Source organism: Halobaculum gomorrense (assembly GCF_900129775.1).
In the GTDB taxonomy this organism is placed as follows: Archaea; Halobacteriota; Halobacteria; order Halobacteriales; family Haloferacaceae; genus Halobaculum; species Halobaculum gomorrense.
This window is the reverse complement of the sequence record NZ_FQWV01000003.1, coordinates 133,568-159,247: the sequence shown is the minus strand read 5'-3', so window position 1 is coordinate 159,247 and position 25,680 is coordinate 133,568. Positions and strand designations below refer to the sequence as shown.

The following is a 25,680-nucleotide window of genomic DNA, read 5'->3' as shown; positions in this document are numbered from 1 at the left end:
ATCGCACTGCGATTCTGATTAGCAGTCAGACTCTACGAGTCTGACAGCATCGACGGGTTTTCGCCGAGCGGTTCCCGCAGCCCGCCGAGGAAACCCGAGGCGAAAAGCGGTCGTGGTTCAATCCGCGATCGCCCCGTCGCCGGCGGTCGCGACGCCCGCATCGCGCACCCACAGGTCGCCGAACAGGTCGTCCTGTTCCAGCGTGATCTCGCCGCGGTGTGCGAGGAACAACAGCGCGAGATACGTCATCACCGCGGTGCTGCCGGCGTCGGCGATCTCGCGGAACAGCACCTCCGCGCGGCCGCGGTCGTACTGCGGATTGAGCCGCGCGCGAACGTCGTCGATCACGGTCTCGATGTCCTCCTCGTGAGTCGTGCCGGTCACGTCCTCCTCGCCGGGTTCGCCGTCGCGGCGGAGGTCGTCGGCGCCGTGGTACTCCAGCGTCTGCGTCCCGCGGGAGAACCCCCGCGGCGACTCGCTGGTGTCGTACTTGCGCGACTCTTTCCACCACGTGCCGCGTTCCGCCTCCCGGAGTTCGCGGACGAGTTCGTCCAGCGTCTCCGGCGACCCGCGCGTGCTCTTGCGGTCGAGCCGTCGGTCCATCTCGTCTTCCAACGCGGTCACCGGGTCGAAGCCGTCGTCGACGGGCGCGCCGTCGCCGCCCATCGCGTCGCCGCCCTCGAAGGCGGCCTCCCACGGCTCCAAGTCCTCCTCCTCGTCGGGATCGTCATCGGCGAGCATGTCGTCGGACTTCATCCGGAGGAGCACGCTCGCGTAAAACAGCGCCCGGCCACCGGTGCGGAGGTCCGCCTCGTCGAGGCGGTCGAGGAACGCGTCCGTCACCTCGACCACGTCGATGTCCCACGGGTCGATCTCGCCCTCCTCCGCGAGGTTGACGAGGAGTTCGACCGGCTCGACCTCGTCGTCGTCGACGTCGTCGGGCCGCTCCACCGAGACGTCGCCGGGCGCCTCAATCATCGGCTTTCACCTCCGGCACCGGCTCCCCGTCGTCACCCAACTGGATGCCGGTGACGGCGGAGACGTTGTCCGACTGCATCGTCACGCCGATGGCGCGCTCGGAGCGCTCCAGCAGCGCCGACCGGTGGCTGACGACGACGAACTGCGCCTCGCCCGCGAGGTCGTGGACCATCTCGCCGACGCGCTCGGCGTTGACCGCGTCGAGGAACGCGTCGACCTCGTCGAGCGCGTAGAACGGCGCGGGGTTGTGCCGCTGGATTGCGAAGATGAACGCAAGCGCCGTCAGCGACTTCTCCCCGCCGGACATCGCGTCGAGACGCTGGACCGGCTTGTCCGCCGGCTGCGCCTTCATCGTCAGCCCTCCCTCGAAGGGGTCGTCGGGGTCCTCCAAGACCAACTCGCCGGTCCCAGCCGAGAGGCGCTGGAAGATCTCGGTGAACTGCTCGTCGATCGCCTCGAAGGCGTCCATGAACGTCGCCTTCTTTTGGGACTCGAAGCGGTCGATGCGCTCCTCGATCGCCTCGCGCTCTTCGACGAGCACGTCGCGGCGCTCCTGCAGGTCGTCGAGATCGGCCTGCACGTCCTCGTACTCGTCGATCGCGAGCATGTTGACTGGCTCGAGTTCCTCCATCTCCGCGGACAGCCTGGCGATCTCCGACTCGACGGTGTCGCGGTCGGGGATCTCCTCGGGGTCGTAGCTGCCGACCTGCTCTTCCAGCGAGTCGATCTCCCACTCCAGCCGCTCGGCGGTCTCGCGAAGTGACTCCAGCTTCGAGACGACGCGCTCGACCTCGCTCTCCTGTTCGTCGCGGGCGGACTTCGCCTCGCGGAACGACTCCTTGACGGCCTCGCGCTCCTCCTTGAGGTCCGCGAGTTCGTCTTCCAGCTCTGCGATCGCCTCGCGCTTCGCCTCCAAGGTCGATTCCTTCTCGGCGATCCGCTCCTCGAACTCGTCGATCGCCTCCTCGGCGTCGGCCTTCTTCGACTGCGCCTCCTCGACGGTGTCGTGGAGGTCGTCGACGGCGTCCTCGGCGTACTGCTTCTCCAGTTGGAGCTGGTTCAACTCGCCGTCGAGGTCGTCCATCCGCGCCTCGAGATCGTCGATATCCGCGCGGATCTCGTCGGCCTTCGCCGACAGCTCCGGGATCTTCGAGTCGGCCAGTTCGGTCTCCAGCTCCTCGATGTCGGCCTCGACGGTCCCGATCTCGTCGTCCGCCGCGTCGATCTCCTCGTCGAGTTCGGTCATCTCCTCGTCGACGGACTCGCGCTCCTCGCGCAGCTCGTCGAGTCGGTCCTCCAGCTCGTCGATCCGCTCCTCTTTCGATCCGAGCTTCTCCTCGGCGCGCTCGATGTCGGACTCGATGTCGCGGACCTTCTCTGCGGCGTCGGAGGCACGCGAGCGGGCGTCCTCGAGGTCGTCGTCGATGTCGGCGATCTCGGCTTTGATCCGCTGACGCTCGTCCTCCAGGTCGTGGATCTCCTCGGCGACGCGCTCCAGTTTCCCCTTCCCGGACTTCGAGAAGGAGTAGCGCGAGCCGCCGCCGGAGCCGCCGGTCATCGCACCGGACTTCTCGACGAGGTCGCCGTCGAGGGTGACCATCCGATAGTTCCCCATCAGGTGGCGAGCCGTCTCCATGTCCTCGACGACGAGCGTCGACCCGAGGACGTACGAGAAGATCCCCTCGTACTCCGGGTCGTAGTCGACGAGGCTGCGCGCGAAGTCGACGACGCCCGGGTCGTTCGGCAGGGACGGGAGGCCGCGGTCGTCCATCTCCGTGATCGGGAGGAACGTCGCGCGACCGGCGTTGCGCTGTTTCAGGTAATCGATGCAGTCGGAGCCGACGCCGTCGTCGTCGACGACGACGTTCGCGAGGCGGCCGCCCGCAGCGGTCTCACACGCCTTCGCGTACTCGCCAGGCACCGACGCGAGTTCGCCCACGGGGCCGTGGACGCCCGAGAAGTCGGCGTTCCTCACGGTCGTCACCGCCCGCGGCCACGAGGTGTCGCCGGAGTCGCCCGCCCGCGCTTCCAGTTTCGAGTACTCCTGTTGTTTCGCCCGGATGTCCTCCTCGACCTCGTCGAGTTCGTCTTGGAACTCGGCCTTCTCGCCGCGCAAGTCCTCGATGACCCCGTCGATGCTGGCTTTGTTTTTCTCCGCCTTGTCGAGTTCCGAGTGGAGGTTCGATACTCGCTCGTTCAACTGAGGGATCGCCTCGCGCGTCTCCTGAATCTCGTCTTCCACGTCGCCGATCTCGTTCGACCGTCGGCGCGCGTCGTCGAGGAGCCGGTCCTTCTCGCGCTGGAGCTCGTTCTTCTCGGCGCGGAGCTCCTCCAGGGTCTCTTTGCTGTCCGCGAGTTCGGCCTTCAGCTCGTCGAACTCGGTGTCGACGCTGTCGATCTCGGCTTGCACCTCCGCCAGCTCGGTCTGTTTCGACGTGAGCGTCGACTTCAGGTTCGCCTTCTCGACTTTCGTCTCGCGGATGTCGGCCTCGAGCTCGTCGATCTCCTCGGTCTTCTTGTCGATTGCGACGAACGCGTCGCGTCGCTCGGTCTCGGCCTCCTCGACGCGCTCGCGCTGGTTCTCGATCTTCCCTTCGAGGCGGGAGACGTCGCCTTTGATCTCCTCGATCTCGGCTTTGATCGCGATCTGCTCGTCCTCGCCCTTGCGCTCGATCTCGCGGTTGATCTCCTCGAGGTCGCCCTCCAGGTCGTCGACCCGCGCCTGTCGCTCGTCGAGTTCCGCGCGGAGGTCTTCGAGTTCGTCCTCTCGCGTCGCCATCGACTCGCGGGTTCCCTCGAGGTCGGCGCGCTTGTCCTCTAACTCGGCGGCCTTCAGATACCCCTCGTACTCCTCCTTCTCGTCGCGGAGGTCCTGGTACTGGAGGGCGGTCTCGCGTTCGTCGGCCAGCTGGTCGAGCCGCTCTTCTTTCTCCTCGATCCGGAGATCGGCCTCGTCGATGCGCTCCTCGACGGTCTCCAGTTCGCTGAAGGCGTCCTCCTTCTTGGCGTCGAACTCAGCGACGCCGGCGATCTCGTCGATGATGCCCCGCCGCTCGTGGGGCGTCATGTTGATGATGTCCGTCACGTCGCCCTGCATGACGACGTTGTACCCCTCCGGGGTGACGCCGGCTTGCGCGAGCAGGTCCTGGATGTCCGAGAGGTTGACCGACCGGCCGTTGAGGTAGTAGTACGAGTAGTAGTTGTCGTCGGTCTCTTTCACCCGGCGCTTGATGGTGATCTCCTCGGTGTCGCCGATGTCGTCGCTGCCGGCGGCGCTGACGACCTGCGAGCGGTCGAGCGTCCCGTCGGCGTTGTCGAGGACGACCTCGACGCTGGCCTCGCGCTCGCCGGTCGGTCCCTCGCCGCCCTCGAAGCCGGGGTTGTAGATGAGGTCGGTGAGCTTCTCCGCGCGAATGCCTCGCGTGCGCGCGAGCCCCAGCGCGAACAACACCCCGTCGATGATGTTCGACTTCCCCGACCCGTTCGGACCGGTGATGACCGTGAAGTCCTCGTAGAAGGGGATCCGCGTCCGGCGCCCGAAGCTCTTGAAGTTGTCCAGTACGAGTTCCGTGATGTGCATGCGTGAGTGGAACGGTGGTGTGGTGTCCGCCGCGCCGCTGCGGTTCGGCAGCGTCGGCGGGGTTGATTACGCGACCGTGGTCGTTACGCGACGATGATGTCGTCGGAGTCGTCGTCGGAGGAGTCGGACTCCTCGGCGGCCTCCCCGTCGGCGCCGCGCGCCGCCTTCTGCGCGGAGCCCTCCTCGTCGGCCGCCACGCGGTCGTCGTCGCCGCCGGCAACGCCGTCGGTCGCCGACTCGTTAGGGACGAACTCCGCGTTCGGGTTCCGACTCGTGGTCGACTCTTCTTCGACCTCGGTCGCGCGCTCCAACTGCGAGATGCGCTCTTTCGCCTCCACCAGCTCCTCGGTCAGTCCGTCGACTGCAGCCTGTAACTCAGCGACCTGCGCCTCGAGATCCTCGACCCGATTTCCCATACACGGGGACACGCTCCCAGCGTCATAAACCCGCGTCAGACATCCGGGACGGGGACACAACGTCAGTACGTGCTGATATCCGGCGATAGAGCCACATCCGGGCCGGTTTACTTCGAGCACGCATAAACCGCAGCGAGCGATACAGAACCCACGCTATCGCGAACAGGTGGGTCGGTCGCAGCGGTCACCAGAGCGCGTTGACCGCCGTGCGGCCCGCGAACGCCGCGATGTACCCCGCCGCGAGCGCCGTCGTCGACGGACCGCGTCCGAGCACGGCGACGAGCGCGAGGACGACCGGCCCGGCGAGCAGGAGCGCGTCGTAGCCACGGTCGTCGGCACCGGTTCGGAGGACAGTCCGGACGACCGGGAGGTCGTCGGGCCTCATCGGTACAGTCCCCCGCGGTTGAACACCGCCCTGAGCGTCACGAGGATCGGGATGATCTCCAGTCGGCCGATCCACATGTTGAACAGAAACATCACCTTCACCGGGGTCGGCAGGGAGTCGGGCCCGGTGATCCCTGCCGAGAGGCCGACGTTGCCCTGCGCGCTCGCGACCTCGAAGAGGACGTTCTCGAGGGTGTACGCCCCGTCAGGAAGCGTGAGCAGCAGGACGAACACGCCGGCGACGAGGAAGGCGACCCACAGGACGGTGACGATCGCCGCCTCGCCGAACTCGCGGTCGGCCTCGCGCTCGTCGAGCGCCCGGCCGTTGATCCGGAAGCGGCGGACGGCGCTGTCCGGGTAGAACACGCCGGCGATCTGGTGGCCGATCCCCTTTATCAGGGTCGCGAGCCTGGCGAGTTTGATCCCGCCGACCGTCGATCCGGCGGCCCCCCGACGACCATCCCGAACGTCACGGTGAGCTGTGCAGTCGCCGGCCACCGTCCGAGCGCCACGTTCGTCGCCTCGACGGCGGTCTGGAACGGCCCCCGGGTCGAGGTGATCGTCGACAGCTACGCCGTGGTGAACGGGCAACGAGAAGTGGTGGAGACGGCGTTGTATGCGGTCAGCCGGGACCCGTTCCCCGCACAGTCCGGGGACGGAGACAATCCGTTCGCGGCAGCGTCGGCGCTTCACTGGCACTACCTCGGCAGCGTCGACCCCGATTCGGTGGCGCACGGTGCCGCCTCCGGCGACGGGAGCGACGAGGAGAGAGACGGGAGAGAGGGACGACAGAGAATCGCGACGAGGGCGAGCGGAGCGAGGGCGGGACGGCAGACGGCGGGGCGTGACGCCGGTCAGCCGCTCCCGAAGACGCGGATGAGGTCGTCCGAGACGCCCGTGCGACAGAACAGCGTAACGAGGTCGTCAGGCCGGAGTCGCGTGTCGCCCTTCGGGGTGAGAACGTCCTCTTCTCGCTCGACGGAGACAATAAGTACGCCCTCGTGGAGAATCCCGACGTCGTTCGCCTCCGCCAGCGTCAGTCCGGCGACGCGCGCGTCGGCGCCGACGGCGATCTCGATCACCTCCGCGCCCGCCGACAGCGACATGAAGTCGGCGATCGACTGCCCCTCCCTGGCGTCGTCGGGACCGAAGGCCCCGTACGGCCGGTGGGTGTCGGACTCCACGAGGTTCTCGTCGTCGATCTCGATCCCGAGCGCGGAGCGGTCGCGGGCGATCCGCGTGAGTCCGTCCATGTCCTCCGCGACCGCGGTGACGTGGAGGTTCCCCCGGCCGCTGAGGAGCTGGCGCACGTGGACGACGCCCAGGATTTCTGCCGCCTGCTTCGCGTGCCGGTCGCGTTCGGGAACGGGGCTCGTGCAGGTGAACAGGTTCGTCAGCCGCCCGCCGGCCCGCTCAAAGTTGATGGTGGCGTGGTAGCCCCTAATAATTCCCTCGCGTTCTAGTCGATCGATACGATTGCGAACTGTCCCAGATGTCACGTTCACCTCGTCGGCGATGTCGGGCGCGGAGGTGCCGCGCGCGTCCTGTACGAGGCGATAGAGGATCCGGCGGTCAATGGAGTCGAGCCGTTCGGTCATATGGGGTAGTCAGGCGAATGGACTCATAAACGATAGCACGGACGGTCGGCAGTCGACACGGACGGTCGGCCGTCGGCGAGCGGCCGTAGAACCGCGACCGCGATCCCGAGCGAGACCGCGACCGCAACCACAACCACCAAACGCGGGCCATCCCAACCGGCAGGCAATGAAGGCTCGCGCAGTCCGCGGCGTCCTCCTCGCGGGGCTGTTGTTCCTCGTGGTCCACGTCGGCGCCGTCTCGCTGGCGCCCACGTTCGAAGCGGCCGGCTACCAGACCGTCGAGGACCCACAGAACCCCGCCAACTCGGCGCTGTACCTCGGCGCCATCCTCGTGGTCACGGCGCTGATGCTCGCGGCGTTCAAGTACGACTTCGACTGGGCGGTCCGGCTTGTCATCGTCGGCTCCTCCGGCATGCTCTCGTGGTACGTCTTTTCGGTGTTCCTCCCCGGGCTCGCGGCCGTCGCCGCCGCCGGACTCGTGACCGTCGCGCTGCTCGCGTACCCCGAGTGGTACGTCATCGATGCCGCCGGGGCGCTGATGGGGGCCGGCGCCGCGGGGCTGTTCGGCATCTCGTTCGGCCTCCTCCCGGCGATCGTGCTCCTGACGGTGCTCGCGGTGTACGACGCCGTCTCCGTGTACGGCACCGAGCACATGCTCGACCTCGCGGAGGGCGTGCTTGACCTCAACATCCCCGTCGTGCTCGTCATCCCGCTGGAGTGGTCGTACTCGCTGCTCGAGGAGGGGTCGACCGAGGGCGCCACCGAGGTGACCGACGAAGACGAGCGCGACGTCTTCTTCATCGGCCTCGGCGACGCGGTGATGCCGGCGGTGATGGCGGCCTCCGCGGCGTTCTGGTCGCCCGCGCCGGCGTTCGGACTCCCGATCGTCCCCGCGATGGGGCTGCCGACGCTGCTCGCCATCGTCGGGACATTCGTCGGCCTCGGCGTCCTCCTGCGGATGGTGCTGAAGGGGCGCCCCCACGCCGGCCTCCCGCTGTTGAACGGCGGCGCCATCGGCGGCTACCTGCTCGGCTCGGTTCTCGCCGGCGTCCCGCTCGTACGGGCGCTCGGGGTGGCGCGGTACCTGTGACAGATCGTCCCGTGACCGGTCGCCCCATGGTCGGGAAACTGACGCGCGTCCGCCGGGACCCTCGCGTCCGCGGCGCCGTCGGGATCAGCGCGCTGTTTCTCGCGGTCCACGTGCTCGCGCTCGCGGCCGCCCCGCGGCTCGCCGGGTCGGGCGTGAGCTACGGGAGCGGCGGCGACGCGCTCGTCCCGTTGGTCCTCGGTCTCGTCGTCGGAACCGTCCTCTCGCTGGCGGTGGTCCGATACGGCGCCGACCGCCGGCTCGTTCGCGGGGTCATGCTCGCGTCGCTTTGTGCCGCCCAGTGGTTCGCGCTGTCAGCGTTCCTCGGCCCCGTCGCCGGCGCGGTCGCCGCCCTCGCCGGCACGCTGCTCGCGTGGCGCGTCCCTCGCCCCGCGGTCTGCAACGCGGTCGCGGTCGTCGGCGTCGCCGGCGGCGCCGCGCTGTTCGGCGCGAGCCTCGACCCGGCGTACGCCGCCGCCGCGCTCGTCGTCGCGGCCGGCTACGACGCCTACGCCGTCTACGGCTCGGGCCACATGCTGGACGTGGCCGACGCGAGCGCGGCGCTCCGGGTTCCGTCGATGTTCGTCGTTCCCACCGACGACGGCGACGGCGACGCCGACGCCGCGGCGACGGTCACCGGCGGCGGTCGGCCGGCGGCGACGCTACTCGGCGCCGGCGACGCGCTGTTCCCCGCGATGCTGACGGCGAGCGTGGGCGTCGCCTCGTCGGCCCCGCTTGCCGCGGGCGCGCCGCTCGTCGGGTCGCTCGTCGGCCTCGCGGCGCTCCAGGTGTTCGTCCACCGCGTCCGCGGCGTCCACGCCGGGTTACCGCTCGTGAACGGCGGCGCGCTCGCCGGCTGGGCGGCGCTGCTGCTCGCGTGACGGCGGCCGGTGTCGTGCCGCGCTCGCCGGCTCCGGATCGGTCCGAAGTCGGGCGATCCCGCCGACACATTTATTTCGAGCCTGTCCCGACCCGCGGACGCGGGAGGCTCGCGTGCCTGGGTCGCCACTGTGTCCCCGAGCGGGGAACGCGGGAACCCGTCTCCGGGCGCCGGTCACTCCGGGACGGCGCCCGACCGCACTTTTACCGCCATCCCCGTCGAGAAGTCGCGCATCTCCGCGGCCGCCAGCTCCGCGCGGCCGACGCCCAACACGGTGCCGTCCTCGTGGACGACAGTCACCTCGTCGCGCGGGCGGACGGCGTCGCCGACCTCGCTCACGAACTTCGCGAACACGTTCTTCCCGTCGCGCACGAACGGCGCCGACTCGTCGCCGACGACGACGCTGTACTCGGGGTGCGCCAGCGCGGAGCGGAGCCGACGGCCGCCCTCGACGCCGAGGGTGAACCGGCCGTCGGTCCGGTAGGAGACGACCCGCCCGGCGTCGCAGGTGACCTGTCGGGGGCGGCCGCTGGTGGAGCGCCGCACGGTCACGTCCTCGTCGGGGGGAAACAGGGCCCCGCCGGCGCCGGCGCCGAACTGGTAGTCGGCGACCGTCCGCAGGTCGTCGAGGGTCGCGTCGCCGCTCATAACAAGAAAGTGTCCTCGCGCTTGCTCATGTCGATGAACGAGTCGGCGGCCGCCTTCAGGTCCGCCGCCGCGGACTCCTCGAAGGCGACGACCTCGACGCGGACGCCCTCGTGGCGGAGGTGCGAACAGAGCCGGGAGAAGTCGGCGTCGCCGGTGCAGAGGATGAGGGTGTCGACGTGGTCGGCGAGCGTGACGGCGTCGAGGCTGATCCCCACGTCCCAGTCGGCCTTCTTCGACCCGTCGCCGAACGTCTTGATCTCTTTGATCTTCGTCTCGAAGCCGATGTCGCGCAGCGCCTCGAAGAACGACTCCTCGTCGGGCGAATCCGCGCGGATGACGTACGCGATCGCCCGCGTGAGCTGGCGGCCCATCACGGCCTTCTCCAGCATCTTCGAGTAGTCGACGTTGCGCGAGTAGACGCTCTGTGCGGAGTGATAGAGGTTCTGTGAGTCGGCCAACACGGCCACCCGCTGTCCCTCGTGAATCTCGGTCATACCGGACGGTGTTGGACGGGCGAGTTAGTCCTGTCGGGGCGCGGCTCGCGCCCCCGCGGCGGGCCACGGTTCGGCCGCATCCGCGACCGGCCTCCCCGACGAATTCGCCGGCCGGTCCTCCGAATCGGAGCCGGGCGTCGATCGCGAGGGCGTCGGACGGTCTCCGACAGTGCCGATGCCGTCGGTATCGCCGATACTAACGGCCTCGATGCCGACGGTGCCGGATCCCGCTCGTGGCACTGCCGACAGCTACACGTCTCCGGGTGGATACCCACCAGTATGGCACTGCCCCCCGGTGATCTGCCGGCTCGCTTCACCGACCTGATCCACGAGGAACACGTCCGCGAGGCGATTGACCTCGCCCGCAGCGCCGCCGAACGCGGCGACGACCCGTACGGCTCGGTGCTCGTCCGCGCCGATGCCGACGAGGTCGTGATGACCGAGCGCAACGCGGTCGTCACCGAGGACGACGTGCGCCGACATCCCGAGTTGACGCTGGCTCACCGCGCCGCGCGGGAGTTCTCGCCGGCCCAGCGCGCGGACCTCATCATGTACACCAGCACGGAACCGTGCCCGATGTGCGCGGGCGGCATCGCCCACGTCGGTCTCGGCGCGGTCGTCCACGCTACGTCCGCCGAGCGCGGCGCCGAGCTGTACGGCGCGGACTCGTGTCTTCCCTCCACGGAGGTGTACGACCGACTCGGCAGCGACGTGATCGCCGCGGGGCCGGTGCTGCCAGAGGAGGGCGACGCCGTCCACCAGGAGTCGGGCGGCGCGGTCGACCGCACGGAGTGACCGAACCCCGACGACTGCGGTCCGGATCGGAGCCCGACCGGAACCACCCAGGAGGACGGACCGGCGCCGCACGGTCGCCCGCGACACCCCGGCGACCGCGGAACCACGGGGTGTTTTGTCGCGCCCGGTCGGAGACGTGCGCATGACCGACGCCACCGACGCGTCCGGCGACGCGCGACGCGACGCCGCGCTCGTCGACGCGTTCACCACGGAACCGACGGACGGCAACGCCGCGGGGGTCGTCCCCGACGCCGAGGGCCTCGACGACGCGCAGATGCAGGCGATCGCCAACGAGTTGGGAGCTAGCGAGACGGCCTTCCTGCGACCGTCCGGCGAGGCCGACCGCCGGGTCCGCTACTTCACGCCGACGACGGAGGTCGACCTGTGCGGGCACGCGACCGTCGCCGCTCACGCCCGCCTGTACGAGCGGGGAGCGATCGACGCCGGCACCCACTCGCTGGAGACGAACGTCGGCGTCATCGAGGTCGAGGTGACCGACGAGGGGCGCGTGTGGATGACGCAGAACCCCCCGACGGTGTACGAGGTCGAGGCCGACTACGACCGCCTCGGCGACGTGCTCGGCGTCGACGGCGAGGCGTTCCGTGACGTGGGCGCCGAACTCCCCGTCGCGTACGCCACCTCGGGGCTGCCGTTCCTCGTCGTCCCGGTGAACTTCCTCGAACACCTGGGCGACATGACGCCGGACTACGGCGCCGTCGCGGCGCTGGCCGACGAGCACGACGCCGCCGGCGTGTACGCGTTCACCTTCGACGCGCTCGGTGCCGACTCCACCGCCCACGGCCGGTGTTTCGTCCCGGGGAGCGGCATCGACGAGGACCCGGTGACGGGGACCGCAAGCGGCGCCTGCGGCGCCTACCTCGACCACTTCGCCGCGTTCAGCGGCGGCGACACGACCGACGTTCCGGGGTCGGATCCCGGGGACAGCGACGCGGGGACGCCGGCCGAGATGGTGTTCGAGCAGGGCCACTACGTCGACCGCCCCGGAGTGGTTCGGGTGCGCGCCGGTGCTGGCGGTGGTGACGGCGGCGCACCGGTCGTCTGCGGCGACGCGGTCACCGCGTTCGAGGGGCGGATCCGCGTTCCCGAACGCGAGGACAACGATATCATCGAGATCTGACGAGTTACTCCGAAACCGATTGCAGTACTGCGATAATTGTCTCACTGTCTAAACTCGATAGTACCGCGAACCCCGGTACAGAGTCGGAGCTTCGATCAGTATCGCGCCGCTTCGAGCGCTTCCTCCGGAGGACGGTCGGGGGCCGCACCGGGGTTCGCGTCGAGGTGCGCCTCGGCGTCGGCGATCATCGCCTCGTTCTCCAGGCCGTACTCGCGTGCGGTCGCCGCGTCGACGCTGGCGGCGACGACCTCGGGCACGTCCGTCGGCCCCGCTTCGCCCTCGCCGACGTGGCGGCGCACGACGACCGCGGCCGTGACGGCCCCGATGACCGCGCCGGCAGCGAGGCCGAGCGTGCCCGCGAGGAGCCAGCCCGCGGCGGGCAGCCCGACCGCAGCGACCGGGATGAGCGCGAGCGCGATCCGGCGACGCGAGCGTGCCCGGCGCGTGTACGTGGTGACCACGGCGGACCCGGCGCCGGCAGGGACGACGCGGTGGACCGGCTCGGGGTCGTCTTCGTACCGAAGGACGTCCCACCGATCGGCCGCCGCCGCCGCGAGGTACGGCTCTTCGGGAGGGTCGTCGGTCGGATCCACGGCCGGTTCCCCGGCGACCTCGCGGTCGGTTCGCTCGCTCATACCGGCGGTGGGGACGGCAGCGTCGAAAAGCTCGCGGTCCGCCGGAAGAACGCGGTTCCGCGAGCGTCGACCGCGGCGCTTGGCCCATGATCACGGCCCTCACGAGACGCCGCGAAACGCGTCGAGAGGAACTCAGAACCGAGTACAGAGTTCCTCGGCGTTGCGTCGGTCGATACCTTCATGGTTCCGTCCTCGGTCCGTCCAGACACGAAATGGCTGTACTTTGGCTGGACGACGTCACCGCCGACGACCTGGACACCGTCGGCGGGAAAGGAGCCTCGTTGGGGGAGCTGACCGGCGCCGGCCTGCCGGTCCCGCCGGGGTTCGTGGTGACCGCGGGCACCTACCGGACGTTCATCGAGGAGGCGGGCATCGACGAGGAGTTGTTCGCCGCGATGGAGATCGACCCCGAGGACTCCGCGGCGCTGCGCGCGGCCGAGCAGACCGCCAGAGATCTCATTCTCGGGACGGAACTGCCCGAGACCGTCCGCGAGGAGATCCTCGACGCCTACCGCTCGATGGGCGACGATGGCGAGGCGTTCGTCGCCGTCCGCTCGTCGGCAACGGCGGAAGACCTCCCGGACGCCTCCTTCGCGGGACAACAGGAGACGTTCCTCAACGTCCGAGAGGACGCGCTGCTGAAGCGGGTCAAGGAGTGCTGGGCGTCGCTGTTCTCCCAGCGCGCGATCTACTACCGCCAGCAGAAGGGGTTCCCGCACAGCGAGGTCGACATCGCGGTCGTCGTCCAGCGGATGGTCGACGCCGAGAAGTCCGGCGTGATGTTCACCTCTCACCCCTCGACCGGTGAGCCCGAGATCATCATCGAGGCCGCGTGGGGCCTGGGCGAGGCCGTCGTCTCCGGCTCGGTCTCCCCCGACAACTACGTCGTCGACCGCGAGACGGCGACCGTCGACGAGGTCACCGTCGCCGACAAGAAGATCCTGATGGAGAAGGACCCCGAGACGGGCGAGACCGTCACGCGCGACGTGTCCGAGGACAAGCGCGAGGCCCGAGTGCTCACCGACGAGGAGATCGAGCGACTCGTCGATCTCGGCCGACAGGTCGAGGATCATTACGGTGCCCCGCAGGACGTGGAGTGGGCCGTCTACGACGGCGACGTGTACATGCTCCAGTCGCGTCCGATCACGACGATCTCGGACGCCTCGGGCTCGACCGGGTCCGGCCCCTCGGGACAGGAGCGCGAAGCCGCGACGAACGGGGGCATCGACACCGGGTCGAGTTCGCGCGCGAACGCGGGCAAGACCGACGATGACGACGAGGTACTGTTCCGCGGGCTCGGTGCCTCGCCGGGAATCGTCTCCGGTGAGGTCCGGATCGTCACAAAGCTCGACCACCTCGACCAGGTCGCCGAGGGCGACATCATCGTCACCGAGATGACCATGCCGGACATGGTGCCCGCGATGAAGCGTGCCGTCGGCATCGTCACGGACGAGGGCGGCATGACCAGCCACGCCGCCATCGTCTCGCGCGAACTCGGCGTGCCGGCGGTCGTCGGTACCGGCTCGGCCACGAGCGCGCTCTCGGACGGCCAGGTCGTCACCATCGACGGCGACAAGGGGACGATCCGACAGGGACGCGCGACCAAGGAGGAGGAGGAGTACGAGCCCGTCGAGGCGGTCCGCCCCGAGACGCCGGTCAAGCCGATGACCGCGACGGAGGTGAAGGTGAACGTCTCCATCCCAGAGGCGGCCGAGCGCGCAGCCGCGACCGGCGCCGACGGCGTCGGCCTGCTGCGGATCGAGCACATGGTGCTGTCGCTCGGCGTCACGCCCGAGACGTACATCGCCGACAACGGCGCCGACGCGTACGTCGAGGAGCTGGTCGACGGCATCCGCGAGGTCGCCGAGGAGTTCTACCCGCGTCCCGTTCGCGCGCGGACGCTTGACGCGCCGACCGACGAGTTCCGCGAGCTGGAGGGCGGCGAGAGCGAGCCGAACGAGCACAACCCGATGATGGGGTGGCGGGGTATCCGCCGGTCGCTCGATAAGACCGACGTGTTCCGACAGGAGCTGACTGCGTTCAAGCGCCTCTACGAGATGGGGTACGACAACGTCGAGTTGATGCTCCCGCTGGTCAACGACGCCGCCGATGTCGAGGCCGCGAAGCGCCACATGGAGGCGGTCGGCATCGACCCCGCGAAGCGACGCTGGGGCGTGATGATCGAGACGCCTGCGAGCGCGCTCGCCATCGAGGAGCTGGCCGACTGCGGCATCGACTTCGCCTCCTTCGGGACGAACGACCTCACGCAGTACACCCTCGCGGTCGACCGCAACAACAGCAACGTCGCCGACCGCTTCGACGAGCTCCACCCGACGGTCCTCTCGCTCATCGGCGACGTGATCGAGACGTGCCGCGAACTCGACGTGGACACGAGCATCTGCGGACAGGCCGGCTCGAAGCCGGAGATGGTCGACTTCCTCGTCGAAGAGGGCGTCACGAGCATCTCCGCGAACATCGACGCCGTCCGCGACGTGCAACACGAAGTCAAGCGCACCGAGCAGAAGCTGATCCTCGACGACGTGCGCTGATCGGCACCCGCGAGCGCGCACCGCCCGCCCGAAAGCGCAACCCCTAATTCCCGTTCGCCCCGTTCTCGGGACGATGCAGCCGTCCGTCGCCGAGCGCCGTCCGCAGTCGTTCGACCGCGTGCTCTCCTCGATGTGCACTGAGCCGCACCCCGCGGCGCGACGGGCGGCCGAGCGCTTCCTCGCCGCGAACCCCGGCGATCCGGCGACCTACGAGACGATCGCCGCGTTGGAGGAGGACACCGTCGCCGCCCTCGCCGAGATCACCGGGCTCGCGGACGCGGTCGGGGGCGAGGGGGCCGGCGGCCACGCGGACGGGGCGGACCGCGGCGACGACGGCCCCGCCGCCCACGGCTACGTCACCAGCGGCGGCACCGAGTCGAACATCCAGGCGGTGCGCTCGGCCCGCGAGCGCGCCGACACGGACGATCCGGTCGTCGTCGCGCCCGAGTCGGCCCACTTCAGCTTCCACAAGGCCGCGTCGGTGCTCGGCGTCGACCTCCGGACGGTCACGACCGACGGCGACGGCCGCGCCGACGTGGACGCCGTCGCGGCCGCCCTCGACGACGACGCGGCGCTGGTCGTCGCCGTCGCGGGCTCGACCGAGTACGGTCGCGTCGACCCGGTCCCCGCGCTCGCCGACCTCGCGGTCGACGCCGGCGTCCCGCTCCACGTCGACGCCGCCTGGGGCGGCTTCCACCTCCCGTTCTCGGGCCACGAGTGGGGCTTCGAGGTGGACGGCGTCGACACGGTGACGATCGACCCCCACAAGGTCGGCCGCGCGGCGGTGCCTGCGGGCGGGCTCCTCGCGCGCGATCCCGCGGCGCTGGATGCGCTCGCGGTCGACACGCCGTACCTCGAGACTGCCTCGCAGGCGAGCCTCACCGGCACCCGTTCGGGTGCCGGCGTCGCCAGCGCGGCCGCGGCGGCGGACGCGCTGTGGCCCGACGGCTACCGCGCGGAGTACGAGCGAGCGAGCGGGCTGGCCGAATGGGTTGCCGACGAGCTTCGCGACCGCGGACTCCGCGTCGTCGACCCAGAGCTCCCGCTGGTCGCGTTCGACCTGCCGTCGGCGACGTTCGAGGCCCTCCGCGAGCGCGGCTGGCGCCTCTCGCGGACCGGCGCCGGCGAGGCCCGCGTCGTCGTGATGCCGCACGTCACCCGAGCGTCGCTGTCGTCGTTCCTCGACGACGTGGACGATCTATTGTAGGGCTCCCGTAGCGATCGCGCGCCCGTGGGCGTTCGGCTCCTCGCCGCCGGTCCCCGGAGTGACCGGGCGGTGAGTGAACACGAAGCTCGCCGGGAACCACCGAACTTATTCTTCGGTGCCACCGCTGTTCGAACGTGCCCGTCGTTCCCGCCTCGATCGCGCTCCAGTCTTCCGCGACGACGGCGGGCGACGCTGTCGCCGCCGCGACTGCGCTCGCGCCAGTCGTCGACGCCGCGGTCCCGCTGACGACCGATCCGACGTGGTGGCCGGAGTTCGGGTGGCTCACCCGGCTCGTGGAGACCGCGACTGGGTGGACCGGGTTGGGAATCATCTTCGTGTACTCGTTTCTCATCGCGTTCGCGCTGCCGGGGGTGAGCGAGGTCGTCCTCCTGGCGCCGCTGGATCTCGGGATCCCCGGGTGGGCGAAGATCTCGCTCATCATGGTCGTCTCCGGCCTCGGGAAGGCCATGGGATCGGTGTTCGCGTTCCATATCGGCCAGGAGGCCAAGGAGTCGGGGCCGGTGATCCGGTGGCTGCGCGACTCCCGATTCGACGTGGTAGAGTGGTCCGAGAGCGCGACTGTCCAGCTCGCCCGCCGGTACGGCTACGCCGGGCTCGCGCTCGCGCTGTGCGTCCCCTTCTTCCCCGACACCCTCTCCATCTACGCGTTCGCCGTGCTTGAACGCGACTACTTGCGGTTCGCGTTCGCGACGTTCGTCGGCAGCGTCGGTCGGCTGATCGTCACGATCGGGCTGGTCCGCCTCGGAACGATCACGCTCGCAGCGGTCTGACCCGCCACCGCTCGCGACGGCCCGGGGATCGACCGCTCGCCAGCCGTCAGGGGTCGACCGCGTCGATCGGCTCGTGCCGGACGCGGTAGCCCCCGGTCGTCGACTCGACGCCGGCCGCCTCGTAGACGCGGATGTCTCGCTCTGCCTTCGTCACGACCGGGAAGTCGTAGTGCGTGGCGTCGTAGGCAGGCGCGTCGTCGCGCTCGGCGACGAACGCGCGGTGCTCGCGCAGCCGGCGGCGCCCGCGCTCGCGAGAGAGGTCCGGCGCACGCCGGGCGTCCGCCTCGAACGACGCGACCAGCCCGGGGTCGCGCTCGACGCCGACGGAGTCGCGGCCGGCTGCCATCGCCGCGAGCGTCGTGGTGCCCGTGCCCCAGAAGGGGTCGAGCACGCGGTCGCCGTACGTCGAGTACATGCAGATCAGCCGGTAAGGAAGCTCGAACGGGAACGCCCCCGAGCGGTCGCGGGCGGCGGCCGTCGCGTCGGCTCCGAGCGACTGGTCGACCCCTCTGAGGTCGTCCCAAGTGTCCGAGAACCAGCGGTTGCGCTCCTCCCAGAAGTACGCCGACGCGTAGCGCGCGGGGTCGCCGGCGTCGAACGACCGGCCGTCCCCCTTCCGGAAGACGAGCACGTGCTCGTGTTCGAGCGTGACGTAGGCGTTCGGCGGGAGCGTCCCGCTGCCCATGAACTTCGTCGGGGCGTTCGTCGGCTTGCGCCACAAGATCCCGGGAAGCCGGTCGAGGCCGGCGCCGGCGAGTCCGCCGGCGACGCGGGTCGCGTTGTCCCACAGCCGGAAGCGGCCGCCGGCAGAGCGCGTCGCGTCGCCGACGTTGATACACGCCACGCCGCCGGGCGCGAGGACTCGGGCGACCTCCCGCCACGCCGGTGCGAGCGCCTCGTGCATCGCGTCGAAGGCCCGGTCGGCGGCCGCGGCGCGACCGTCGCCGGTCGCACTGCCGGCGCTCTCGGACCCGCGCTCGTCCGTCGATTCGGCCGCGGCCAGCGCGTCGTCGACCGCGGGGTCCAGCGCCGCGAACAGGTCGTCCCACTGCTCGACCATCGGGTACGGCGGCGACGTGACGACGAGGTCGACCGACTCGTCGGGCAACGCGAGCGCGCGCGCGTCGCCGACGCCGACGGCGTGTTCGGTGGTGAACGTCGGTCCCACACCGGTCGTGTCGACGCCTCGGTCGGCGCCGGCGGAGGGCTCGTCGTCGCCGCTCATCGCGTCATCGGATACCCGGGGACGGCCCGGTCAGATAAACCCCGGCGATTCGATCGGCGACGACGCTGGGGAGACGGCGATCCGCGGGCCCGAAAACGCGCTACTCGGCGCAGGCGTCGAGCCACTCGCCCGCCCACGACTCCACTTCCTCGAAGACGACAGACAGCGACTCGCCCTTGTCCGTCAGCGAGTAGTACGTCGCCACCGGCGCGTCCGGCTCCATGCGCTTCTCGACGAAATCCATCTCGCGCAGGTCGTCGAGCACGCGAGAGAGTGTCCGCGCGCTCGCGTCCGTTGAGCGTTTCAGCTCGTTGAACCGCTTCTCGCCGTCGAGCAGGTCGTGCAACACCACGAGTCGCCACTTCGATCCGACCTGTTCGAGCGCGTCGACGACGGGACACGGCCCCGCGTCGAGCGACTCCACGGACTCGACCGCCTGCGACTCTTCGACTGCCATTGGTCACGGTACACAAGCGGCGGATAAAGAGGTTCGGATCCGAACCGGGTTACAGCAGACAACCACGTGTCACGATGCGAGCGGTCCAGGCGCACGCCGTCGGCCGCCGCCTCACTCCTCGGCGTCGACCGCCGCTCGCTTCGCCTCCCAGCGCTTCAGCGAGTCGCGTATCGCCGAGAGGTCCTCCGGGTCGCCCGCCTCGCGGCTGTCGACGACGGTCCAACCGGTCTCCGGGTCGTAGCCGAGGCCGTGGATGGTCTCGCCCGCCTGGACGGCGAGCGCGCGGATGTCGTCGTCGCCGGATTCTGTCCGGCTGTTCGCGGGGCTCCGCCCCGCGCTGTCGACGCCCAGCGGCGCGGCCTCGGCGACGCTGTCGGCGTCCCGGAGCGCCTGAAGCTCCGCGGACCGCAGCGGTCGGGCCGGGAGCGAGTCGAGTAGCGTCATACCGTCGTCGACGAACGGCGCCGAGTTCAACGGTTCGACTCGACGGCGCGGGAGTGTCCGTCCGACCGGACGGCGAGACCGGCACGATCGAGGTGCCAAGTTTGAGGATCCGAGTTACCGACACGGCTTTTGGCTAGTCTGTGAAGCCTCTAGTCACGGATCGTGCGAGCCGATGTCCTGACCGGGCATGGTGAGACTACTCATGGGCAACTCACAACACCGGATACCGACCGAAATAGCGCTGGAACTGCTGACCAAACAGCAGCGACGACAGGTCCTCCGCCGAATGGCTGACACAGCCGACGGAACGACTGTCGACCGACTCACGCGGGATCTGCGAGGGGCTGACTCACCGCGACCGGACGGCGACGGCTCCGTGGACCATCGAGGCATCGAGCTTCGCCACGTTCACCTGCCGAAGCTACAGGAAGCGAACGTGATCGAGTACGACAGCGACCGGGGTACCGTGCATCGAGGCCGAGAGTTCCAGGACGTTCTCTCCCTGCTTGATGCCATCGACGGCCACGGAGAAGAGACACCGTCCACCTCCTGCTGATCGCAGATCCGTCCGAGAGGCTGCAGAACCGATCCGCCATCTTCCTCTCTGAAGCCTCCATCACCGTGGATCTCCATACCGCCGTTACCGCCCACCGTGCGAGTCGCGGTTGGTGTCGAGCTGCCAGGTGTACAGCCCTTTCAGCACGACGACAAGGCTATTCGTCTGAACCGCACCCCAGATGGCGGTTTCGTCGCGCGGCTCGAGTGGATAGGCTCCGTTAGCGTCGACGAGGACGCTCACGAGCGTCTTCTCCTGGTCCACCATGAGGAGGCGACCGGCAGGCGTATCCGACCAGTCCCACAGCCATTCGAACAGTTGCGCGTCAGGAATCTCCCGTTCGAGTCGGGCTTCGGCGGACTGAGACATCTCCGCGAGTTGAATCGAGACCCGACGGTCGCTGACGGTCGAGAGACAGTCAACGACCTCGTCGGTCAGGAGCTCCTCGGCAGTGACGTACACGACTTCGTCGTCGGCGGACGAGACGAAATCTACCACGCGGTCGGTCACGGGGTCCCGGCCGGTTACCGTCCAGACGCCCTGCTGTTCACTGTCGCGATTCGTTGTTGTAAGCCGATCGAGAGCGTCTGTTAGGACCGTCACTCGGTGGTCGTATTCCTGTTCGAAGTAACGGCCGGCCGTCTCCGTCGAAATGGCCCAATATCGCTTGGGACTCGACTGTTTCACGTCGACGAGACCGCGGTCGTGGAGTTCGCCAGCCGCGTCGTAGACGCGCGTCTAGGGAACATCGGCGACTTCACTCACGTCCTGGGTGGTTCCCTCGCCGAGACTGACGAATGCGACGAACGTCCGGGCAGCGTAGGTACTGAGGCCGAGCGCTTTGAGCTGTTTGACGGCCGTCGATCGTGCGTGGTCGGATGGGTCGTCGGAAATTGACTCGTCACCGGTCTCGTGAAAACCACCGTGTGTAGTGGTATTTGACATGTAGCGACAGAGCCGTTGGGACCAGTTCTGCGACTACACGCCACTCTCCGTGCTACCCGCACAAAGAAGTATTGTGATTAAGTGAGTGAACGTCCGAATAGCACCGATTTTGAGGGCCCCGAGGACCCCTGAATACGTATACTTCTGTGATGATTCGAGTGACACTGGTATCGTTCGGTGCGACGTACTAAACACCAAGAGGACGAGCGGAACGGTAGCAGTCGAGGTTGGGACCATGAACGATATTTCAAAACAAAGCCAAGCGATCGAACTGCTGCAAGAGCTTGGGCTCAAAGAGTACGAGGCCAAGTCGTTCGTCGCGCTTGCACGGCGCCAGCACGGGACGGCCAAAGACATCAGCGAGACGTCCGAGGTGCCCCGAACGCGCGTCTACGACGCGATCCGCGTATTAGAATCGAAAGGACTGGTGGAGACGCAGCATTCGAACCCACAGGTATTTCGAGCGGTCTCCATCGACGAGGCCGTCAACACGCTCCGGTCGGAGTACGTCGAACGGACGGAGTCCCTTCGGAACAGCCTGAGCGGGCTCGAACCGGCTAATGAGGGGGAACAAACAGAAACCACCCACGAGGTGTGGTCCATCTCCGGAGATCAAGGTATTACGAGCAGGACACGCCAGTTGATCGAAGGATCGACCGAAGAGGTGATCCTCGTGATCGGGCACGAGGGTATTTTCACCGACCAGTTGATCGAACTGTTGCAGTCGGCCCAGGAACGATCTGTGAACGTCATCATCGGGACGGTCGACGAGGAGCTTCAGACCGCGGTTCAGGATGCCCTCCCGAACACCGAGGTGTTCGTGTCGGGATTGGAGTGGTTGAACCGGTCACCGCTTCCGGGCGACGACACCGAGATCAGTCGGCTGTTACTGACCGACCGTGAGACAATCTTGGTGAGTTCGTTCACCGAGACGAGGGTGGACGGTCGTGAGCACGAACAAGGTGTCTTTGGCGGCGGATTCGACAACGGGATCGTCGCGATCACCCGACGACTGATGGCGACGGGATTGCTGTCTGTGAACGACCCCAAAACCGAGAACGCCTGAGTCTCGCACGCGAGCGAAGCTTTTTTGAACGCTGTGTCCCTCCCTGCTCGGGCTTACCGTTCGGTCTGCGCTCGCTGAGGAGTGGGCTTCGTGTCTCACTTCAGCTACCCCCGCTGTTGTCTCAGTTCCGTCCACAACCTCGGAGGATGGATTTGATGCGTGCCTTCTATTCTTTCGAAGAGCCCATGAAACAGGAGCTGTCTTGCGCTTCTATACTTCTATCACTCAGAAAACTTTTTGATCGACATACTCCACGACCGTCTCTTACTCGCCAGACGAAAGCCTATCCGTTCGTAAACATCGTGAAAATAAGACACGCATCAGATCCCAAACTCCGAAACTCTGATTCCGTCCACAACCTCGGAGGATGGAATTGATACGTGCCTTCTATACAGGGTTACATCTCTCGAATATGTGTGTGGTACCCGTCGGTTATCGACACCGATATTAGCCGCACGACGAACCTTGTTGGGAGATTGCTGTGTTCAGCTGTTCCCAGCCCACCCCGAACGCCGGCGGATCACCGGTCAGGTCCGGCAGCGTGGTTTCCCACTGGTGCCGGACCGTTTCCTGTTGCTCGTCCGGGGGCCCGCCGTTCAGATCAACGGTGAGCCCATCGTGTTTGCACGTCGCGTCGAAGGCAGGCCCCACTCGGCAACGGTGGTCGTGACCGAATCGGTGTCGAGCAGCGGATAGCGGTCGTAGTAGTCACGGGCGGCCCCGCACTGGTAGATCGCCCGGAGCTTTTCTGCGAAGATGTCCTCGACGCTGTACGCCTGGAGATCGAATTCGGCCGAGAGCAACCACGGGGCCTTCAAGATGCGGGTGTTTTCTACTGGTGCCCAGTTCGTACGGTTATGACCACAGACGCGAGTAGCCAGGAACCGCCGCATCCGTTCTTTGCGGCGGTCTATGATCCTGCGACGGCGCTTATCGAACGAACTCTGTTGCGCCCTCACCGTGAGTATCTCGTAGCCGATCTCGAGGGTGCTGTCCTTGACCTCGGATCTGGTACCGGCGCGATGTTTCCATACGTTGCGGCTGTCGAGAGCGAAGTGACGACGTTTCACGCTATCGAACCGGACCCACATATGCGGCGACAGGCCGAGGAGCAGGTACGAACTCACTGCTTAAATGTCTCCATCGACGACTCACCAGCCGAGTCGCTTCCATATCCCGATAACACGTTTGACGTCGTTATTGCATCGATGGTATTCTGTACGATCCCCGACGTCGAGACTGCGTTGCGTGAGGTGTCACGGGTACTCAAGCCGGGCGGCGAGTTCCGATTCTTCGAACACGTCGCCGATGATGGCTGGCGTGGGCGCCTGCAGACGGTGCTCGCACCACTTTGGAAACGGCTAGCCGGGGGCTGTCATCTGACGCGGCAAACCGCGTCGCGATTCGCAGCTGAGCCTGCATTCGATATCGTCGAGGTCGAACGTCTGCATCTCGGCGTACCACCGATCCGGCCGTTCGTACGAGGAATCCTTCGAAAACGGGCGTAACGAACACGGGCGTAATCTCCTATCTGAGCTCGCCAATCAGGAGGAACGTCCCCGGCCGGACGGCAGTGTGCTCGATGTGAAATCCAGCGTCACGGAGGTCGTTCGCCGTTTCCGTACCACTGAATCGTTCAGCAAGCGGAGGCCCGTGGTCTCCACTCCCCGTTGCCGCCCAGTCGGCGATGATCAACCGACCGGCGTCCGCCAGCATCCGAGTGATCTCGTCTAATGCCTCCTCCCCAGCGAACTCGTGGTAAAACATCGTCGAGAATACTGCGTCGAGACTGTCGGCTGCGAATGGCAAGTCATCGACGCCGCTCGTCACGAGGTCGACGTTGTGGGGGCGCCTTTCTTGCGATAGTAGTCGTGCATCGCGTCCTGGATGTCGACGGCGTACACGTGGTCGACAGCCGGCGCGACATCGTCGGTATAGAATCCGGTCCCACTATCAAAATCGGCTACTGTTTCGTCGCCATCTGGTGACAGCGCCCAGAGCAACTCCTCCGCGGAGAGAAAGCGGTACCGTTGCTGTGCATCTTCGGGTTTGTCTGCGCGGTCGGCGTCGAACGGATGTATCCCGTTAGAGGTTGGCGAACGCCTCGTCGACGAGTTCGCCGGTGTCGGCGACGATGTCCGCCATCTCCTCGTTGTCAGGCGCCATCCCGACGAGGCGAGCGATCCGCATGATAGAAACGTGATAGACGACCTGCTTGTTGGGCTCTTCTTCCCAAATGACGACGTTGCAGGCCATGAGCGCCCCGAGTTTGTTGTCGGTTGCGTCGAGCGCACGGTCTGCGACCTCGGGATTACACGCGCCGAGCACGTAGTAGGGGTCCCGGCCCGCGTCGACCTTCTCGTTGAGCATCTCTGAGGGCGAGAACTCCACGGGAACGCCGAAGCCGGCGTCCGTGAACACGTCGCGGACGTGTTCGATGGCATCTTCGTGGCTCATCTCGAGGGTCGCCTGTTCCTCGCCGATATCAGCAGGGTCGATCTGGCTCGGGTCGATTGGGAGCGTCATTCGTGTATAATCTTGGGTCGATAGGACAAAATATCTTTGGTTAGACTCCCAAGAAAACGCTGCAACAGGAAATTAGAAGCCTACTTCACATTCTCGGCTAAAATAGTATTGTGGTATACAGAAACAGCTTTAATCCCCTGTGCCACGCCATTCCCGAACACAATGGCCACCTCAGTGCGTGATGACCTTGAGCGCGACTTGGAGTATCTCGATCTCCTGAGACGTATTCACTGACTCAACGAGCGGGATCAGATGGCCTTTCAGCTGCTACATCAGGCCGAGGGAGGACTGACAGTCGACGACGTCGCAGATCAACTGGAGTGAGCGAACGACGGCGTATCGCTCACTTTCCCGGCTTCACGAGGCCGACGTTGTCGTACAGGAGCAAATAAACACCCACATCAGTGGCTACTACTACGTGTATTGTCCGCGGACACCGGAGGAAGTCGCTCATGACATGCAGCGATTGCTCAACGACTGGTATGCGGACATCGGACAACTCATCCAGGAGTTCGAAGATCGATGTAGTCGGGACTCGAACGACCGAGAGAACCAGCCGCTGCAGTCCAGTCTCTGACACCCGTTGTTCAGCTCTTTGTCGAGTTAGTATTGTACAATACACACAAAATACATAAGTCGGTCCGGGTCGAACAGATGCCTAATGGCTGATGATATCGAGGAGATCCGACGACAGAAATTGGCGGAGCTTCGCAATCGAGGTGAAACGGGCGGTGCCGAGGAGGTAGCCTCAACGAGTCCGCCTGAATCGGCTCTGGTGAATCGCTAGAAGGCGCCCGGATTGGGTGTTTTGAGATGGGTGAGATTACGGTGAAATTCCTCTTCAGGTTGATCTCAACGGTAGTTACGCTCATACCGATTCCAATCGGCACTCATCTGGGGCCATCACACTACACGTTCAACAGCTGAACCCAATGCAGTCCGGCGATTCACCAAAGCCCCTGAATCTATTTATATTAACGGCGACGCTGAGCTATCCGACACTGTCGCCGAGTACGACCTCGTGCTAGCCAACTTCTATGCCGACTGGTGTGGCCCGTGCCAGATGCTCGCTCCCGTCGTCGAAACGATTGCGGCCGAGACTAGTGCGACCGTGGCGAAAATCGATATCGACACGAATCAGCAACTCGCCGCCGAGTACGGTGTCCGGGGCGTTCCGACGCTTGTTTTGTTCGATGACGGCCAGCTAGCGGAACGACTCGTCGGAATGCAGGACGAAGCCAAACTTCGCTCTGTGGTCGAAGCGCACGCGTGAATCGATGA

The 25,680-nt window shown here is 67.0% G+C and carries 25 protein-coding genes and 2 pseudogenes; 11 read left to right on the top strand and 16 right to left on the bottom strand.

The window, feature by feature from the left end; translation table 11 throughout:
* Positions 1–117: 117 nt before the first annotated feature.
* The 6 genes and pseudogenes from BUE16_RS07000 to BUE16_RS06975 all read right to left on the bottom strand — a co-directional run bounded on the left by BUE16_RS07000 (position 118) and on the right by BUE16_RS06975 (position 6,956).
* Positions 118–978, bottom strand: coding sequence for a segregation/condensation protein A (locus BUE16_RS07000; RefSeq protein WP_079991538.1), 861 nt, complete (start codon positions 976–978; stop codon positions 118–120).
* Positions 971–4,558: a chromosome segregation protein SMC gene (smc, locus tag BUE16_RS06995; protein ID WP_073307973.1), complete on the bottom strand. Its 3,588-nt coding sequence runs from the start codon at positions 4,556–4,558 to the stop codon at positions 971–973. The genes BUE16_RS07000 and smc overlap by 8 nt, the downstream gene beginning before the upstream one ends.
* Positions 4,559–4,641: 83 nt before the next feature.
* On the bottom strand, positions 4,642–4,974 hold the full coding sequence (locus BUE16_RS06990; protein WP_073307971.1) for a DUF7518 family protein: 333 nt from the start codon (positions 4,972–4,974) through the stop codon (positions 4,642–4,644).
* 184 nt (positions 4,975–5,158) lie between these two features.
* Positions 5,159–5,359, bottom strand: coding sequence for a hypothetical protein (locus BUE16_RS06985; protein ID WP_073307969.1), 201 nt, complete (start codon positions 5,357–5,359; stop codon positions 5,159–5,161).
* Positions 5,356–5,912, bottom strand: a pseudogene (locus tag BUE16_RS06980) (potassium transporter TrkG); the annotation flags it as partial. The pseudogene BUE16_RS06980 and the gene BUE16_RS06985, both read right to left, overlap by 4 nt.
* A 300-nt stretch (positions 5,913–6,212) precedes the next feature.
* On the bottom strand, positions 6,213–6,956 hold the full coding sequence (locus tag BUE16_RS06975) for an Lrp/AsnC family transcriptional regulator (RefSeq protein WP_073307967.1): 744 nt from the start codon (positions 6,954–6,956) through the stop codon (positions 6,213–6,215).
* Positions 6,957–7,122: 166 nt separating this feature from the next.
* Between BUE16_RS06975 and BUE16_RS06970 the strand changes: the two genes are divergently transcribed.
* Both BUE16_RS06970 and BUE16_RS06965 read left to right on the top strand, forming a co-directional pair.
* Complete coding sequence (locus BUE16_RS06970; protein WP_073307965.1) at positions 7,123–8,046, top strand: presenilin family intramembrane aspartyl protease PSH; 924 nt, start codon at positions 7,123–7,125, stop codon at positions 8,044–8,046.
* A 26-nt stretch (positions 8,047–8,072) separates the two neighbouring features.
* Positions 8,073–8,924, top strand: a complete 852-nt coding sequence (locus tag BUE16_RS06965) for a presenilin family intramembrane aspartyl protease (protein WP_073307964.1) — start codon at positions 8,073–8,075, stop codon at positions 8,922–8,924.
* A 173-nt stretch (positions 8,925–9,097) separates the two neighbouring features.
* On the opposite strand, the gene BUE16_RS06960 is transcribed toward BUE16_RS06965, so the two are convergent.
* Both BUE16_RS06960 and BUE16_RS06955 read right to left on the bottom strand, forming a co-directional pair.
* Positions 9,098–9,571: a PUA domain-containing protein gene (locus BUE16_RS06960; RefSeq protein ID WP_073307961.1), complete on the bottom strand. Its 474-nt coding sequence runs from the start codon at positions 9,569–9,571 to the stop codon at positions 9,098–9,100.
* Positions 9,568–10,065, bottom strand: coding sequence for a LabA-like NYN domain-containing protein (locus tag BUE16_RS06955; protein ID WP_073307959.1), 498 nt, complete (start codon positions 10,063–10,065; stop codon positions 9,568–9,570). Before BUE16_RS06955 ends, BUE16_RS06960 begins: the two co-directional genes overlap by 4 nt.
* 279 nt (positions 10,066–10,344) lie before the next feature.
* Here BUE16_RS06955 and BUE16_RS06950 point away from each other — a divergent pair, with 279 nt between their 5' ends.
* Positions 10,345–10,860, top strand: coding sequence for a nucleoside deaminase (locus BUE16_RS06950; protein ID WP_073307957.1), 516 nt, complete (start codon positions 10,345–10,347; stop codon positions 10,858–10,860).
* Between the two features lie 142 nt (positions 10,861–11,002).
* A complete protein-coding gene (locus tag BUE16_RS06945; RefSeq protein ID WP_073307955.1) occupies positions 11,003–11,998 on the top strand; it encodes a PhzF family phenazine biosynthesis protein in 996 nt (331 codons plus the stop codon).
* 95 nt (positions 11,999–12,093) lie between these two features.
* Here the strand turns inward: BUE16_RS06945 and BUE16_RS06940 are convergent, their stop codons facing one another.
* On the bottom strand, positions 12,094–12,633 hold the full coding sequence (locus BUE16_RS06940) for a hypothetical protein (protein ID WP_073307953.1): 540 nt from the start codon (positions 12,631–12,633) through the stop codon (positions 12,094–12,096).
* Between the two features lie 212 nt (positions 12,634–12,845).
* Here BUE16_RS06940 and ppsA point away from each other — a divergent pair, with 212 nt between their 5' ends.
* The 3 genes from ppsA (at position 12,846) to BUE16_RS06925 (ending at position 17,180) form a co-directional block, all read left to right on the top strand.
* Positions 12,846–15,182 (top strand): phosphoenolpyruvate synthase, encoded by a 2,337-nt coding sequence (ppsA, locus tag BUE16_RS06935; protein ID WP_073307951.1) that lies wholly within the window; start codon positions 12,846–12,848, stop codon positions 15,180–15,182.
* Between the two features lie 73 nt (positions 15,183–15,255).
* Positions 15,256–16,389 (top strand): tyrosine decarboxylase MfnA, encoded by a 1,134-nt coding sequence (gene mfnA, locus BUE16_RS06930; protein ID WP_073307949.1) that lies wholly within the window; start codon positions 15,256–15,258, stop codon positions 16,387–16,389.
* Between the two features lie 242 nt (positions 16,390–16,631).
* Positions 16,632–17,180: a YqaA family protein gene (locus tag BUE16_RS06925; protein ID WP_079991569.1), complete on the top strand. Its 549-nt coding sequence runs from the start codon at positions 16,632–16,634 to the stop codon at positions 17,178–17,180.
* A gap of 46 nt (positions 17,181–17,226) precedes the next feature.
* Here BUE16_RS06925 and BUE16_RS06920 read toward each other — a convergent pair whose 3' ends face one another.
* From BUE16_RS06920 to BUE16_RS06910, 3 genes are all read right to left on the bottom strand, one after another.
* Positions 17,227–18,405 (bottom strand): DNA-methyltransferase, encoded by a 1,179-nt coding sequence (locus BUE16_RS06920; protein ID WP_079991537.1) that lies wholly within the window; start codon positions 18,403–18,405, stop codon positions 17,227–17,229.
* A gap of 100 nt (positions 18,406–18,505) precedes the next feature.
* Positions 18,506–18,862 (bottom strand): winged helix-turn-helix transcriptional regulator, encoded by a 357-nt coding sequence (locus BUE16_RS06915; protein WP_073307947.1) that lies wholly within the window; start codon positions 18,860–18,862, stop codon positions 18,506–18,508.
* Positions 18,863–18,973: 111 nt separating this feature from the next.
* Positions 18,974–19,306 (bottom strand): hypothetical protein, encoded by a 333-nt coding sequence (locus BUE16_RS06910; RefSeq protein ID WP_143165388.1) that lies wholly within the window; start codon positions 19,304–19,306, stop codon positions 18,974–18,976.
* 187 nt (positions 19,307–19,493) lie between these two features.
* Here BUE16_RS06910 and BUE16_RS06905 point away from each other — a divergent pair, with 187 nt between their 5' ends.
* Positions 19,494–19,862, top strand: a complete 369-nt coding sequence (locus tag BUE16_RS06905) for a DUF7344 domain-containing protein (RefSeq protein WP_073307942.1) — start codon at positions 19,494–19,496, stop codon at positions 19,860–19,862.
* An 84-nt stretch (positions 19,863–19,946) separates the two neighbouring features.
* Here the strand turns inward: BUE16_RS06905 and BUE16_RS17400 are convergent, their stop codons facing one another.
* The gene (locus BUE16_RS17400) at positions 19,947–20,372 is read right to left on the bottom strand and encodes a hypothetical protein (protein ID WP_321166969.1); all 426 of its coding nucleotides are present in this window, start codon (positions 20,370–20,372) and stop codon (positions 19,947–19,949) included.
* Positions 20,373–21,042: 670 nt separating this feature from the next.
* Here BUE16_RS17400 and BUE16_RS06895 point away from each other — a divergent pair.
* Positions 21,043–21,873, top strand: coding sequence for a TrmB family transcriptional regulator (locus BUE16_RS06895; RefSeq protein ID WP_200778402.1), 831 nt, complete (start codon positions 21,043–21,045; stop codon positions 21,871–21,873).
* A gap of 596 nt (positions 21,874–22,469) precedes the next feature.
* Here the strand turns inward: BUE16_RS06895 and BUE16_RS17490 are convergent.
* Positions 22,470–23,000 (bottom strand): nucleotidyl transferase AbiEii/AbiGii toxin family protein, encoded by a 531-nt coding sequence (locus BUE16_RS17490; RefSeq protein ID WP_394327419.1) that lies wholly within the window; start codon positions 22,998–23,000, stop codon positions 22,470–22,472.
* Here BUE16_RS17490 and BUE16_RS06885 point away from each other — a divergent pair.
* Positions 22,896–23,381, top strand: a complete 486-nt coding sequence (locus tag BUE16_RS06885; protein WP_394327418.1) for a class I SAM-dependent methyltransferase — start codon at positions 22,896–22,898, stop codon at positions 23,379–23,381. The two genes, BUE16_RS17490 and BUE16_RS06885, sit on opposite strands and share 105 nt — an antisense overlap.
* A 19-nt stretch (positions 23,382–23,400) precedes the next feature.
* On the opposite strand, the pseudogene BUE16_RS17485 reads toward BUE16_RS06885, so the two are convergent.
* Together BUE16_RS17485 and BUE16_RS06875 are read right to left on the bottom strand one after the other, a co-directional pair.
* A pseudogene (locus tag BUE16_RS17485) lies at positions 23,401–23,954 on the bottom strand (class I SAM-dependent methyltransferase).
* A gap of 4 nt (positions 23,955–23,958) precedes the next feature.
* On the bottom strand, positions 23,959–24,399 hold the full coding sequence (locus tag BUE16_RS06875) for a DUF302 domain-containing protein (protein ID WP_073307940.1): 441 nt from the start codon (positions 24,397–24,399) through the stop codon (positions 23,959–23,961).
* Positions 24,400–25,366: 967 nt separating this feature from the next.
* On the opposite strand from BUE16_RS06875, the gene trxA reads away from it, so the two are divergent.
* Complete coding sequence (trxA, locus tag BUE16_RS06865) at positions 25,367–25,672, top strand: thioredoxin (RefSeq protein WP_073307937.1); 306 nt, start codon at positions 25,367–25,369, stop codon at positions 25,670–25,672.
* Positions 25,673–25,680: the final 8 nt, after the last annotated feature.